Genomic DNA, 12288 nt, shown 5'->3' with positions numbered 1-12288 from the left:
GCCCCATGCCCAGGTTCCACACTCACCTGCTGATTGCCTTTTTCCTTCTTGCTTTCACGGCAGTTCCAGCCACCGCGAAGACCCTCGTTCTTGAAGATTTCTTTCGCGGCAAGACCGTCGGAAAGGGTGTCTTCGAAAGCAAGATCGCCGGTGTCTACCGGCCCTTCACGGTCTATCTCACGGGAACCTGGAACCCCCGCACATTCACGCTACGGCTTCGGGAGGACTTCGTCTACGAGGACGGTGAAAAGGACACCAAGACATGGTTCTTCCAGAAGGTCGCCGAGGGCCGCTACGTTGGCCAGCGCGCGGACGTGATCGCCCCCACCAACGTCACGACCGATGCCAGCGGCGCGATCCGGTTTGCCTATATCGCCGAACTTGAGACCGAAAACGGTCCGCTTTTGCTTTCCTTCGACGATACGCTCACCCAGGTGGACCGCCGCACCGTGCGCAACACCGCAAAGGTGAAGAAGGCCGGGTTCACGATCGGAACCGTGGATCTCACGTTCACGAAGTGACCTGAGGTCATCCGAAACGCGCCGGACCGCTTGATCGCGGGCAATTGATTGGCTTAACTCCTCCAAAGGCTATTTGGATGACGTTGGGGGGATGTTTCAGTGGCCATTGCGAGAACCTGTTTTCAGTCTTTTATTTTCGCGTTTTCAACGTTCATCGCCGTTCTCCTTCTGTCCGGTTCGGCTTCGACGGCAAGCGACAGGCAACTTGCGGACACACTTGAGGAAACGCTCAGCGAACCCTTTGACGGCGACTTCGACGCCATTCTCGAGCGCGGCTACATGCGCGTCCTCATTCCGTTTTCAAAGACCGGGTTTTTCATCGACAAGGGCGTGCAGCGCGGCGTCTCCGTCGACCTCATGACCGAATTCGAGAAGCATCTGGACAAGGCCTACGGCAAGAAGGTCCAGGACTTCGAAATCGTGCTGATGCCGACGCCGCGTGAGCGGCTGTTCACGGATCTTGCGGACAACAGGGGCGACATCGCGATCGGCAACCTGACGATCACCGAGGAACGGCAGAAGCTTGCAGACTTCTCGGTTCCGCTCCTGAAGGACGTCCACGAGGTCCCCGTCACGCTGGATACCGTGAGCGGCCTGACCTCGACGGCGGACCTTGCCGGTCAAACCATCTATGTCCGCAATTCGGCCTCCTACTATCAGAGCCTTGAAGACCTGAACCGGAAATTTGCCCGCGACGGCACGAAAACGATCCGTATCGAGCGTGCCGATGAGCGTCTTGAAGACGAAGACATCCTGGAGATGGTCGCTGCCGGGACCATACCGATGACCATCGTGGATCAGCACAAGGCAGAGCTCTGGCTTGAGATCCTGAAAGGCCTCAAGATCCATCCGGACGCGGCGGTGCGCACGGACGGAGAAATCGCGATTGCCGTCCGCAAGACGGCGCCCAAACTCCTTGAGGAAATCAACGGATTTGCCGCAACCGTCAAGAAGGGCACGCTGCTCGGCAACATCATCTTCAAGAAATACCTGCAGGAAGCCGATTACCTGCGCGACATGCGCGACGAGAGCTATCAGGCCGACCTGGATAAATTCACCGATCTTTTCGAAAAATACGGAGAGGAATACGACTTCGACTGGCTCCTGATCGCGGCACAGAGTTTCCAGGAATCGAAGTTCAATCCCAAGGCGCACAGCAGCGCGGGTGCCGTCGGTCTCATGCAGATCAAGCCGTCGACGGCCGAGGGCAAGCCCATCAGCATCACCGGCATTGCCGCGGACACCGACAAGAATGTTCATGCGGGCGTCAAGTATCTGCGCTATATCGCCGACCGGTATTTCGCCGACCTGAAGGGCGAACAGGCCGACCAGACCTTCTTCGCGCTTGCCGCCTACAATGCCGGTCCGAGCCGCTTCGAAAAACTGCGCGAAAAGGCAAAAAAGGAAGGCTATGATCCGGACAAGTGGTTCGGCAATGTTGAGTGGATCGTCGCCGCCCAGATCGGCCGTCAGCCCATCGAATATGTCGGCAACATCTATCAGTATTACGTCGTCTTTCACAACGCGAGGAAACACGAGCAGACCGGCACCACCGCTGACTAGGACACTGCATAGGCGACCGTTCAGGCCGCCTTTTTTCCAAGCCCGGCCGCACGCGATAGCATCTTGTTCCGGTCCGCTTCCTTCGATCCGTGAAGCGGCGAAAAGACGTGGTAGCCCTTTGGCTTGAAGCCACAGAATGAGAGAATCTGCTTTTCCGTCTGTTTGCGGATCCCCGAGCCGTAGATCCACCGAAAGATCCAGCCGGGCGTGTCGGCGGTCACCAGAACCTGTGCCGTCCGGCCGGTCAGCAGTTTTTCCGGCAACGCCTTTCCTTCCACGTATCTGAAGGCCTTGCCGGAAAGAAGCACACGGTCGAACAGGCCCTTCAACTTCGCCGGATGGCCGCCCCACCATAAGGGATGCACGATCACGATGTGCTCGCACCAGGTGACATCATCCCAGAAGTCCAGGAGATCCGGCTCCAGTTTCGGCCCCTTGTCGAAGTCCGACGTGCCATAATCCGGATCGAATGACATGTCGCTCAGGTGGCGCGTGCGCACCTCATGGCCCCTGCCTGCCGCTTCCCGGGCATATTCACGGGCCAGAGCGCCGCAGAACGACCCTTTCGCCGGGTTGCCGTCAAGTATCAATATTCTCGTCATGTTTTCACCCGCCTGTTCAGAAAGGGTCACAAAAATTGACCACGGTCATCTTTTGACATCACTATGCTCGGGAATCAAGAATTATTTGACCACGGTCAATTTAACGGGGACGCATGACACGTAAGCCGCAACAGCGCAGCATCGCAACAAGAGCCAGGGTGCTGCAGGCAGCCAGGGACCTGAGCAGAAGGAACGGGCTGGAGGGCTTGACTGCGGAAGCCGTTGCAAACGAGGCTGGTGTCGCCAAGGGAACCGTTTTTTCCCACTTCGGCGACATGGACGGTCTCCTGTCTCACGTGCTTCTGGAACGGCTTGACGCGCTGCGCGCCGGCGCATCAGAAGGCCCGGTACCCGGCGCTCTGCCACCGGACCCGGTCGAAGCGCTCATGCAGCGCATCATGGCCTTGATCGCGGTGATCACCGACAGTCCGACGATCCTCAGACTGTTTCTCGACAATATCGGAGTGACCAAGGCAAACTGCGCCGCGGAATTCGTGGAAACGCTCGACGCACTGGATGCCGAACTCGCGACGTTCCTGGAATTATGGCAGGGATCGGACAGTCTTCAGCCGGCCCTGCGCAAGGACAGGCTCCCCTCGGAACTGGTGGATGGGCTGATCGCTTTCATGATCCACGGCGCGATCCTGTTCAAAAGCCACCAGATCACGGACAAGGCGGTTCTCGAAGCAAGGCTCCGCCGCCATGTCGAGGCCTATCTGCTTCAGGCCTGACCGCGCCGGTCAGGTCTCTCCCTGATGTTCTCCGGGATGCTCTCCGGGCCAGCTCACGACGTGGTTTTCATACTGTTCAAGCTCCATGCCGTCTTCGGGAACGGTCCGCCCCCGGACCGAGATACCGGCCTCGTGCACGGTCTCGCTGTCCCCGGAAACGAGCGGGTGCCACCAGTAGAGATCCGCACCCTCGGCAACGAGCCTGTAGGCACAGGTCGGCGGCAACCAGGTCAGCGTCTTCACCTCTTCGGGCGTCAGTTGAATGCAGTCCGGCACGGTCGCGGCCCTGTTGTCATAGTCCTTGCAGCGGCAGCTTTCGCCATCGAGCAGCGTGCAGGCGACGTTGGTCCAGACGATCTCGCCGCTGTCCCAATCCTCGAGCTTGTTGAGACAGCAGCGGGCACAGCCGTCGCAGAGCGCTTCCCATTCCCCGGGCGACATCTCCTCAAGCGACTTTGTCTTCCAGAAAGCAGTTTTGTTCTGGGTCTGGCCTGATATGGAACCCATGCTCTCGCCTACCTCTCGCACCGATGACTTGAGCGCGTATCACGCAATCCGCGATGCTGCAACGTCCGTGCGGAGCGGCATAATTCAATCTGCCGTTTCACGTCGAGGGATCAATAAGCTGGGAGCAATCCACTTGGGCACGGGCTGTATGTTTCCAGTTGCGTAAAAAAGAGATAGTTTGGAAGCGCGCACATAATCAGGAGAATCTGACCGCGTGACGGAAAAGCCCGAAACAAACGCTCATCCCGTCGACAATGCACCAGGCAAGAAACACCGCATCAAGCGGTTTTTCCTGTCCCTAGATGCATTCGTCGACACTGCCCTTTGGAAAAGCGGATCAGCCATCCGGCGGTTCTTCGAGGGCTATGACGCGTTTTTGCGCCGCTTCCGGGCAAAGGGCATCTGGCGCGGGCTTTCGGAGTTGTCGTCCGACGGCCTGACGTTCGGCCTGATCGGTTTTTTCGTGGTGCTGGCCTTCGCCCAGCCAGCCTTCGAGGCCACCCGCTACGCCGACTGGAAAACGACGGACGAATTCGCGGTCACGTTTCAGGACAGATTCGGCAAGGAAATCGGGCGAAGAGGCATCGTGCTGAACGACAGCGTTCCTCTGGAGGAAATACCAGATTCCCTCATCAAGGCGACCCTGGCCACCGAGGACCGCCGCTTTTTCTTCCACTTCGGCATTGATGCCGTCGGCACATTCCGGGCGATGGTTGAAAACGCGCGCGCCGGCGGCGTTGTCCAGGGCGGTTCGTCGCTGACCCAGCAGCTTGCGAAAAACCTGTTCCTGACCAACGAGCGCAGCCTCAGCCGCAAGATCAAGGAGGCCTATCTTGCGCTCTGGCTGGAAGCCAATCTGAGCAAGCAGGAAATTCTGAAACTCTATCTCGACCGGGCCTATATGGGCGGCGGTGTTTTCGGGGTGACGGCAGCGGCGGAGTTCTATTTCAACAAGAACGTTCGTGAGCTGACACTGGCGGAAAGCGCAATGCTTGCGGGGCTTTACAAGGCTCCGACGAAATTTGCCCCGCATATCAACCTGCCGGCGGCCCGCGCCCGCGCCAACGAGGTCCTGACCAACATGGTCCAGGCCGAACTGCTGACCGAGGGCCAGGTGATCGGCGCGCGGCGCAATCCTGCAATCGCGGTCGACCGCTCACAGGACCAGTTGCCGGAATATTTCCTGGACTGGGCGCTCGAAGAGGTCAAGAAACTGGCGCGCCGCAACCCGGCGCTTGCCCGCGACCGCATCGTGACCGTGCGCACGACGCTTGATCCCGCCCTTCAGAGGCAAGCCGACCTTGCCGTTGAAACCGTGCTTCGCGAAAACGGCAAGCTGCGCGATGCCAGCGAAGCGGCCCTCGTTTCGATGATACCGGACGGGGCCGTCGTGGCCATGGTCGGCGGCCGGTCCTATGGCGAAAGCCAGTTCAACCGAGCCGTCAACGCATTGCGCCAGCCCGGTTCCTCCTTCAAGCCGTTCGTCTACATGACCGCCTTCATGAACGGATACACATCCAAGAGCATCGTACCCGACCGCCCGGTTTCCATCGGCAACTGGTCGCCCAAGAACTACACGCGCAGCTATCGCGGCCCGGTCACGCTCAAGACCGCCCTGACCAAGTCGATCAACACGATACCGGTGCGGCTGTCTCTCGATTTCGGACGCGAGAAAATCATAGAAACCGCCTACGCGATGGGACTGACGCACGAACTCGAAAACTCGATCTCGCTTCCGATCGGCTCATCGGAGGTCACCGCGATCGACATGGCGTCTTCCTATGCGACCTTTGCCAATGGCGGTTACGCGGCCCCGGCCTATGCGATCCTGGAAGTCAGGAACAGCGACGGCGACCTTCTATACCGCAGGGAACGCGATGAAGCCGCGGCTGACCCCTTGAGAGTGTTGCCGGAAGAACAGGTCCACATGATGAATGACATCCTGGTCAATGTGGTTGAAGCCGGCACCGCACGCCGCGCGCGCATCGACGGGGTGGTCGCGGCCGGAAAGACGGGCACGACAAACGCCTACCGGGACGCCTGGTTTGTCGGATATACCGGAAACTTCTCCACCGCGGTCTGGGTCGGCAACGATGATTTCACGTCCACCCGGCGCGTCACCGGCGGCAGCCTGCCCGCCATGACCTGGCAGCTGTACATGAACTATGCCCATGACGGCATCGAACTCGCCAGGATGCCCGGCGTGGACCCTGAATCCCTGCCGCGCCTGTCGGCACCGTCCACAAAAAAGGTCGCCGAGGCGACAACCGTGTTTTCGCAGCCGCGCGTTCTCAAGCGCCGGACACAGGGCCTGCTGCTGCGCATCGGCCGCAACCTGCAGAGCCTCATCGAGAAGGACAGCGCGAAAAACGAAACGGGTGGCGAAAACGCACCGACCGATTTCGCGGCAGCGCAATGACGGTATCCTCTTCCAGTTCCGACGGAGCCGGTTACTCGGAGACCGACTTCAGCGTACAGGAATTGCCGCTCGCGATCCGGCCGCACCGAAGCCGTCCGATCCGCACATTGCTGTTCCTGACGACGATCGTGGTGATCGGCACCCTGCTCGGGATCGGCTCCGCCTACGTCATGATCGAACGGGAACAGCCCCTCAACGCCGTCTCCATCGGGGCCTGGCGCGCCTATCCCAAGGCCGGAACGGCCGAGGCGGATCCCTACTCGGTTGCAATCTACACCCGCGGCGCGGTCGTGCCGCTCGCCTCGGGTGAGGGTCTTGCGCTGGTTGCACGCGAGGACGACGCGGGAAACCTGCTGGATCCCACCTGCGTCTACCGTATCTCGGGGCAGACGCCTGCCGCCAGGCTATGGACGCTCACTGCAACCGACGGCGACGGCCGGTTGACGACGACGCTGCCGGGCCGCGTGCAGGTCGACAGCCAGAACCTTCTGCGCAATCCGGACGGCACGTTCACGATCAGCGCTGCGGGCAAGCCGCACTCGGGCAACTGGCTGCCCCTCGCCCGGGGCGCTAAGGCCAGCGACGGGCTTCGCCTGGTGCTGCGCCTCTACGATGCCCCGGTGACAACGGGCGCGGCGCTTGACGGCATCTCGTTGCCGGTCATCGAAAGGCTCGCCTGCCCATGACCCTGTCGCGCCGCTTTTCGACCACCCTGGGTGCGATCGCGATCCTGTTTCTCGCGGTCGTGATCCACATTCTTGTGGTGTTCGGCATCCCGTTGAACGTGCAGCACAGCGCCTATGACAACATTGCCACCCACGGACCGGACCGCCAGTTCAACCTGCTTCCGGACGTCAGGCCCCAGGAAGAGGCCCTTCCCGACCTCGACCCCGCCATGAAACATGCCGCCTGCCGGTTCCAGCTGGCTGATGGCCCGATCCTGTTCGATGCGGGCATTCCGACAACCTTCTGGTCCATCGGCCTGTTCAACGCAGCGGGTGAAGCCCTTTACAGCCTGAACAACCGCACCGCCGGGGCCGACCGGCTGTCCATGCTTGTGATAACACCCTCGCAGCTCTCGATCCTCCGGGAAAACCCGCCCGAAAACCTCGAAGACCTGATTGTCATTGAAACGGACGAGATCGGCGGCTTCGCGCTGCTGAGAGCCTATGTTCCCCATCAATCGAGGGCAGACAGCATCGATCGCGCCCTTGAGGCGGCAACCTGCGGCGTGATCGGCGAAAGCTGACCCGGCCAGAACGGCACTCAGGATTGCGGCGCATACGGTCCGAGCGCGTCGAACAGTTCCCTGTAATGGGTTTCCTTGCCCCGCCAGCGCCCCAGTGAGGACGTGAAGATCGGCCGCCGCACCTGTGTGTTGGAGAAGGTGGTCACAGGGGTTTCGCTCTTGTAGAACTCAAGACATCCCTCCTCCCAGTCCAGGCCCGCATGGGCAAGCAGGACTTCGCTCTCCGCCCGCTGGTCTTCAACCAGCGTCTCGTAGGTCAGCGTATGGATCTGCGAAGGCACGACCTTTTCCCAATGCTCCATAAGCGATGCATATGTCCGGAAATACCGGCCGACACTCTCCTGCGTGACCGCATAATTGTGGGCAGGCGAAAGCGGATGCGTCAGAAGGGAAATGCAGGTGTCGGCGGGCGCCCTGTGACAGTGGATGAAAGTCGCCTGCGGAAAGATGAGGCTCATCAGCCACAGCATCTCGTAATTGTGGGGCATCTTGTCGGTGACACGGGCGGCCCGCCGGTCAACGCCATCCAGAATGCCGAGATACTTGCGCGCGATGCGCTTGAACTCTTTCGGTTCCATGGCCTTGAGGCGGTTTTCGAGCGTCGCACTCGGCGTTCCCTTAAGCCCCATCTCTTCCTGTAGATGCCGGAAGAACTGGATTTCGCCCCCGCTGGCCGCACGTGAATGGCAACCGATGATCTGCTCCACGAGCGTTGTTCCCGAACGCGGCAGTCCGAAAATGAAGACTGGCTTTTCGGACCTGTCGGCGACATCCTGACGTTCGGCGAAATACGCTGCGTCGAACACGGTCTTCATGAACGCGATGCGCTCTTCATAGGCAGCACCGTCAAAGGGCGGATAGTGGCTGTTGCGCGCTTTCTGGTAGTGTTCGATGCTGTGGGCGGTATCGCCGATATCCGCGTAGATCTTGCCGGCCGCCCAATGCAGGTTCGCCTGCTCGGGGCCCGGTCTCGGCACACCGTCATTTGCGAGCGCCTCGATGTCGTCGAGCAGCGCAGGTCTTTCCTTGAACGACTTGGCAAGGCTGAGGCACTGCGCCGCGGTCGGCACTTCCTTCTTGCATGCAATGGCTTTTTCGAACCAGCCGATCGCCTCGTCGATATTGCCGACAGTGATCTCAAGCTGGCCCATGCCCACGAGCGCGTATCCGTTTTCAGGATCCAGTTTCAAGGCGCGCTGATAGGACTGCCTTGAAAGGACCGCCTGGCGCTTCGCCCGGTAGATGTCGCCGAGTTGCGCCAGGAAACCGGCGTCCTTCGGTGCAAGCGACACCGCCTTCTTGAGCGACGCCAGCGCACCGTCGAGATCGCCTGCGTTCAACAGCGCAAGGCCAAGCAACTGATGCACCTGGGGATGCTTTCCGGCCTTCTTCGCGGCGATCTGAAAGCGCTCGATCGCCAGTCCGATCCTGCCCTCCTGATAATCGGCGATCCCGAGCGAAAAGTTCGCCTGCGGATTTTTCGGGTCTAGGCGCAGCACTTCTTCAAACATGTTCAGGGCAATGGGAATACGGCCCGCGTGCTGATGCGCAAGCGCTTCTTGAACAAGCTGATTAAGTCTCTGATTCATGCCAGCTCCCGGAGCGGTGAGGAACGATTGACCGGCGGCTTGGCAAGGTTTTGCGAAACCTCCCGACACGCCGGATCCTTGCCATTGCAATAATGCCGGGAGGTCGAAAGTTCAATCCGATTGGCAATCTAAATCCGGAACAGCCGACATTGTAGTGAAAGCGCTATTTCTTCACGGGCGCTCGTTCGGTGCTCCAGCCGGTGTAGATCCGCGATTTCTTGGCCGGTTTCTCCTGACCATAGCGGTTGTTCGCTTCGCAACTCGCCTCCGCCAGCCGCACCTGACCTTCAAGCTCCCGGATGGCGTTGTTGACTTTCCACACCCTGTCTCTGCTGGGCGTTTCGATCTCAAGGCCCTTCAGCGCCTTCTTGTAGGCGATGATGCGGTACCGGAGCGCCTGCCCGACCCACTTGATCATGACCCGGTTCTCCCAGACCCGCGCCTTGGCGCCGTCATAGGTTTCCTGCGTCGTCACTTTCTGATTGCGCAACACCCTGAGGCGCTCGTCGTCGGCTTTCTGAACGCGAAGCGCGACCTCGCAGAAAGGCATCACCAGTTCTGCATCACCGGTCGCATCGGCGGCAATCTTGTCGTAGCGCGCATCCGAGGAGCGGAACTTGTCCGAGCGCAGGTAGATAAGGTAGAGATCCGGCGGCACCCGGCCCTCCGTTTCCGGCAAGACACGGGTGCGCGAAAGCTCGACCATCGTTCCGCCGATCCAGTCCTTTGTCCAGGGAGGCCTGATCAGCGTCCAGCCGCGGTCGCGCAGAAGTTTTTCATCATTGGTGTAGTTGAACTTGGAAACGGGATCGCCCCGCAGGCGGGCCGCGTTCTCTCCGACAGCAGGCATCAGGTCATCGTGAATGACGGACGGCCTCGCCCTGTCGAAGTCTCCTGTCGGACGCGCGCATCCCGTGAGCACGGCAAGAACGGCGAGCAGGATCGGGGCGAGCCGGAACAGCCGGGCGGTGGCATCGTGCCCTTTACGCCAGCCGGACGCTACATCTGCTGCATTGCCATTGCCCATCGGGCATGTCTCCAGACCGCTTGTCTTTGCGATTTGAGGCTTTGTTCCGCCTCGATGCGGCTGGAATGGCTTGGACCGTCAGTCCTTGTCAGACCCAGCAGGTCCAGCTGCTCTTCCGATGGTCGCGATTCGTGCGGCAAGATCAAGGTCGTGGCGCTCATAGCGCACACCTGGAAAGAGGATAACCTCTCCAAATGCCTCCCGGCTCGCGGTTTGCCCCTCTCTGGAACGATGGCCCACACGCGCAGTGGGCCGGTGTGCGGATGAAAAATCCAGCAAAGTGCCCATCGTCTCCTCCTTCAGTTCCGGTCTTCTCGGCGGTGTATTACCGATCGAAAACGGTCAAACGGGCGACGCATTACTTGGTGCGGGAATCATTAGGAAGCCGTCAGGGTTAACAGCATGCTAACGCTTTTGGTGCAATTTGAAGGAAACAGCTTCAGACGGTCGAACGGTCTTTCGTATTTGTAGTCGGGTGTTATGCGACAGAGCCAACGCAAAAAACTTCAGCAATCTCAATCGAAGTCTCCCCGTGACAACGGTTCTGCGCGCCCGGGAAACCGGAATATCCTGCTTTCGGCGACCGAGATATTTGTCGGTCGGCAGAAGCATGACGTTGAAGAAAAACGGATTTTTCTCGAACTCGCACGCAATCTCCTGCCAGGCGCAAACGTTGACGACAGCCGCCAGATCTCCTCGCTGCTGGCCGGTCATCCCGAGATACCCGATGACTTGCAGGAGCTGCTGGCTGGGCACGTTGACCCTGCCACGGCTGCACCGGCGATGCGTTACAGTCCGCGCCTTCCTGTGGATCTTCTGGTCTCGGCTGCGGAAAACGGCCCCGAAACCCTGCGAACGGCTGTGGCGTCACGTCCCTCGCTTCGCGAATCGGTGATTTCGGCCCTGTGCGATCACGCCGAAGCCAGCGCGATCCGCATTCTGCTTGAGCGCGAAGACATAACCCTGAGCGCGACCCACAAGGCCAAGCTGTGCCGGAGAAGCGAGATCATCGCCGCACTCGGGCTCGAACTGGCCGGACAGGACGCGCTCAGTCCCAATGGCCTGATGGGCCAGTTCCTTCATCTGCCAGCTCCGTTGAAAAAGCAGGCGATCGCCGCCGCTGAAATGACCAGCCTCGTCAAACAGGCGCAAACACCGGGTGGAACCATGCCGCAACGTCCAGAAGTGAACCGTCTCCGCATTCAGGAGGCACTCGTCAACGAAGCGCTTCTTCAGAACAAGCGCCGCTTCGCAACCCTACTCAGCCAGGGCCTGGGATTGTCGAAGTCCAGCTGCGATCTGCTGCTGCAGCAGGATCAGGCAGAGGGACTGACGATTGCCTTGAAGGCCCTGGGCCTGCCCGAGTTTCAGACGACGACGATCCTGATAAGGATGTTGGGGGAAGACACGCCCCTTCATGACATGCGGGGTTTATTGCGCATGCACCGGACCTTGAGCCACGGGGCTGCGGAGGCGCTTGTCGGTCAGTGGCTGCTGCACGATCAGGGCGATCAGAAACCGTCTCTGCGCCACTCCTCGCAGTACCAGGAAGCGGCCGGCAGGAAACCGGCCCACAAGAAGACGTTCGCAAAACGCGGCGTCGATGTCAGAAAGAAATCCGCGTCCTAGTCGCAGCGTCTGGCGGCCTAGGGTCAGGACCCTAGAACTTGAAGAGGCCGGCGCCTGGAGGAGGCTGATTGTCTTCTTCGGCGGCCAGGGGTAGGTCAACGGCCCCGTCACGCGCCTCGATCTCGACGAGCCAGTAGTCCGGATCCATCCGGGATTCACGATGCAATCGCTCGGAAACTGCCTCAGCGGCAACGCCTGACAGAATCCGCTCGAAAAGACGCCCCTGCGGTTGCTCGCTGAAAAAGGCCTGGGGTGCGGGCCCGTAGAGATCGAATGTCTGATCAAGCCTGTCGACGCTGACAAAGACCGCGCCGGCCTCTTCCGCTCCGCGCCTGGAAACGGCCGCAAAACCGCCTTCCGCGAACAGCCTGCGGACCAGCGCACTCACGAAGAACTCAGACGTGACCCTCATGGCAGGAAACCGGTCTCCACGTTGATGTTGCCGGCCAGT

The 12288-nt window shown here is 60.3% G+C and carries 13 protein-coding genes; 7 read left to right on the top strand and 6 right to left on the bottom strand.

Going from position 1 to position 12288, the window contains the following annotated elements; all coding sequences use genetic code 11:
- Window positions 1-5: 5 nt before the first annotated feature.
- Window positions 6-521 carry a DUF3833 family protein gene (locus tag ACO08A_RS22680; RefSeq protein ID WP_422038194.1) on the top strand — a complete coding sequence of 172 codons (516 nt, stop codon included), beginning with the start codon at window positions 6-8 and terminating at the stop codon, window positions 519-521.
- A gap of 99 nt (window positions 522-620) precedes the next feature.
- Entirely contained in the window at window positions 621-2084 is a 1464-nt protein-coding gene (locus ACO08A_RS22675) for a transglycosylase SLT domain-containing protein (RefSeq protein ID WP_422038193.1), read from the top strand.
- 20 nt (window positions 2085-2104) lie between these two features.
- Here ACO08A_RS22675 and ACO08A_RS22670 read toward each other — a convergent pair whose 3' ends face one another.
- Entirely contained in the window at window positions 2105-2686 is a 582-nt protein-coding gene (locus ACO08A_RS22670) for an NAD(P)H-dependent oxidoreductase (protein ID WP_422038192.1), read from the bottom strand.
- A 113-nt stretch (window positions 2687-2799) separates the two neighbouring features.
- Here ACO08A_RS22670 and ACO08A_RS22665 point away from each other — a divergent pair, with 113 nt between their 5' ends.
- Window positions 2800-3417 (top strand): TetR/AcrR family transcriptional regulator, encoded by a 618-nt coding sequence (locus tag ACO08A_RS22665; RefSeq protein WP_422038191.1) that lies wholly within the window; start codon window positions 2800-2802, stop codon window positions 3415-3417.
- A 9-nt stretch (window positions 3418-3426) separates the two neighbouring features.
- On the opposite strand, the gene ACO08A_RS22660 is transcribed toward ACO08A_RS22665, so the two are convergent.
- The gene (locus tag ACO08A_RS22660) at window positions 3427-3924 is read right to left on the bottom strand and encodes a YcgN family cysteine cluster protein (protein WP_422038190.1); all 498 of its coding nucleotides are present in this window, start codon (window positions 3922-3924) and stop codon (window positions 3427-3429) included.
- Window positions 3925-4138: 214 nt separating this feature from the next.
- Between ACO08A_RS22660 and ACO08A_RS22655 the strand changes: the two genes are divergently transcribed.
- Genes ACO08A_RS22655 through ACO08A_RS22645 form a run of 3 tightly spaced genes read left to right on the top strand, consistent with a single transcriptional unit; the run spans window position 4139 to window position 7592 of the window.
- A complete protein-coding gene (locus tag ACO08A_RS22655; RefSeq protein ID WP_422038189.1) occupies window positions 4139-6343 on the top strand; it encodes a transglycosylase domain-containing protein in 2205 nt (734 codons plus the stop codon).
- Window positions 6340-7029, top strand: coding sequence for a DUF1214 domain-containing protein (locus tag ACO08A_RS22650; RefSeq protein ID WP_422038188.1), 690 nt, complete (start codon window positions 6340-6342; stop codon window positions 7027-7029). Before ACO08A_RS22655 ends, ACO08A_RS22650 begins: the two co-directional genes overlap by 4 nt.
- On the top strand, window positions 7026-7592 hold the full coding sequence (locus ACO08A_RS22645) for a DUF1254 domain-containing protein (RefSeq protein WP_422038187.1): 567 nt from the start codon (window positions 7026-7028) through the stop codon (window positions 7590-7592). Before ACO08A_RS22650 ends, ACO08A_RS22645 begins: the two co-directional genes overlap by 4 nt.
- A gap of 17 nt (window positions 7593-7609) precedes the next feature.
- On the opposite strand, the gene ACO08A_RS22640 is transcribed toward ACO08A_RS22645, so the two are convergent.
- The 3 genes from ACO08A_RS22640 to ACO08A_RS22630 all read right to left on the bottom strand — a co-directional run bounded on the left by ACO08A_RS22640 (window position 7610) and on the right by ACO08A_RS22630 (window position 10964).
- On the bottom strand, window positions 7610-9181 hold the full coding sequence (locus ACO08A_RS22640) for a tetratricopeptide repeat-containing sulfotransferase family protein (RefSeq protein WP_422038186.1): 1572 nt from the start codon (window positions 9179-9181) through the stop codon (window positions 7610-7612).
- A gap of 163 nt (window positions 9182-9344) precedes the next feature.
- Entirely contained in the window at window positions 9345-10208 is an 864-nt protein-coding gene (locus ACO08A_RS22635; RefSeq protein WP_422038185.1) for a hypothetical protein, read from the bottom strand.
- A gap of 405 nt (window positions 10209-10613) precedes the next feature.
- Complete coding sequence (locus ACO08A_RS22630) at window positions 10614-10964, bottom strand: hypothetical protein (protein WP_422038184.1); 351 nt, start codon at window positions 10962-10964, stop codon at window positions 10614-10616.
- Window positions 10965-10991: 27 nt separating this feature from the next.
- Between ACO08A_RS22630 and ACO08A_RS22625 the strand changes: the two genes are divergently transcribed.
- Window positions 10992-11837, top strand: a complete 846-nt coding sequence (locus ACO08A_RS22625) for a DUF2336 domain-containing protein (RefSeq protein WP_422038183.1) — start codon at window positions 10992-10994, stop codon at window positions 11835-11837.
- A gap of 31 nt (window positions 11838-11868) precedes the next feature.
- Here ACO08A_RS22625 and ACO08A_RS22620 read toward each other — a convergent pair whose 3' ends face one another.
- Window positions 11869-12249, bottom strand: coding sequence for a DUF1491 family protein (locus tag ACO08A_RS22620; protein WP_422038182.1), 381 nt, complete (start codon window positions 12247-12249; stop codon window positions 11869-11871).
- Window positions 12250-12288 lie beyond the last annotated feature (39 nt).

It is taken from the genome of Roseibium sp., from assembly GCF_965232425.1.
Classification (GTDB): domain Bacteria; phylum Pseudomonadota; class Alphaproteobacteria; order Rhizobiales; family Stappiaceae; genus Roseibium.
Note: the sequence above shows the minus strand (reverse complement) of the source record. Positions and strands in the feature narration are given on the sequence as shown.

What these genes read in the sequence shown, in the direction of transcription:
- ACO08A_RS22680 (WP_422038194.1), top strand. Translation starts at nt 6, where the DNA reads ATGCCCAGGTTCCACACTCACCTGCTGATTGCCTTTTTCCTTCTTGCT.
- ACO08A_RS22670 (WP_422038192.1), bottom strand. Translation starts at nt 2,686, where the DNA reads ATGACGAGAATATTGATACTTGACGGCAACCCGGCGAAAGGGTCGTTC.
- ACO08A_RS22665 (WP_422038191.1), top strand. Translation starts at nt 2,800, where the DNA reads ATGACACGTAAGCCGCAACAGCGCAGCATCGCAACAAGAGCCAGGGTG.
- ACO08A_RS22660 (WP_422038190.1), bottom strand. Translation starts at nt 3,924, where the DNA reads ATGGGTTCCATATCAGGCCAGACCCAGAACAAAACTGCTTTCTGGAAG.
- ACO08A_RS22650 (WP_422038188.1), top strand. Translation starts at nt 6,340, where the DNA reads ATGACGGTATCCTCTTCCAGTTCCGACGGAGCCGGTTACTCGGAGACC.
- ACO08A_RS22645 (WP_422038187.1), top strand. Translation starts at nt 7,026, where the DNA reads ATGACCCTGTCGCGCCGCTTTTCGACCACCCTGGGTGCGATCGCGATC.
- ACO08A_RS22640 (WP_422038186.1), bottom strand. Translation starts at nt 9,181, where the DNA reads ATGAATCAGAGACTTAATCAGCTTGTTCAAGAAGCGCTTGCGCATCAG.
- ACO08A_RS22635 (WP_422038185.1), bottom strand. Translation starts at nt 10,208, where the DNA reads ATGGGCAATGGCAATGCAGCAGATGTAGCGTCCGGCTGGCGTAAAGGG.
- ACO08A_RS22625 (WP_422038183.1), top strand. Translation starts at nt 10,992, where the DNA reads ATGCGTTACAGTCCGCGCCTTCCTGTGGATCTTCTGGTCTCGGCTGCG.
- ACO08A_RS22620 (WP_422038182.1), bottom strand. Translation starts at nt 12,249, where the DNA reads ATGAGGGTCACGTCTGAGTTCTTCGTGAGTGCGCTGGTCCGCAGGCTG.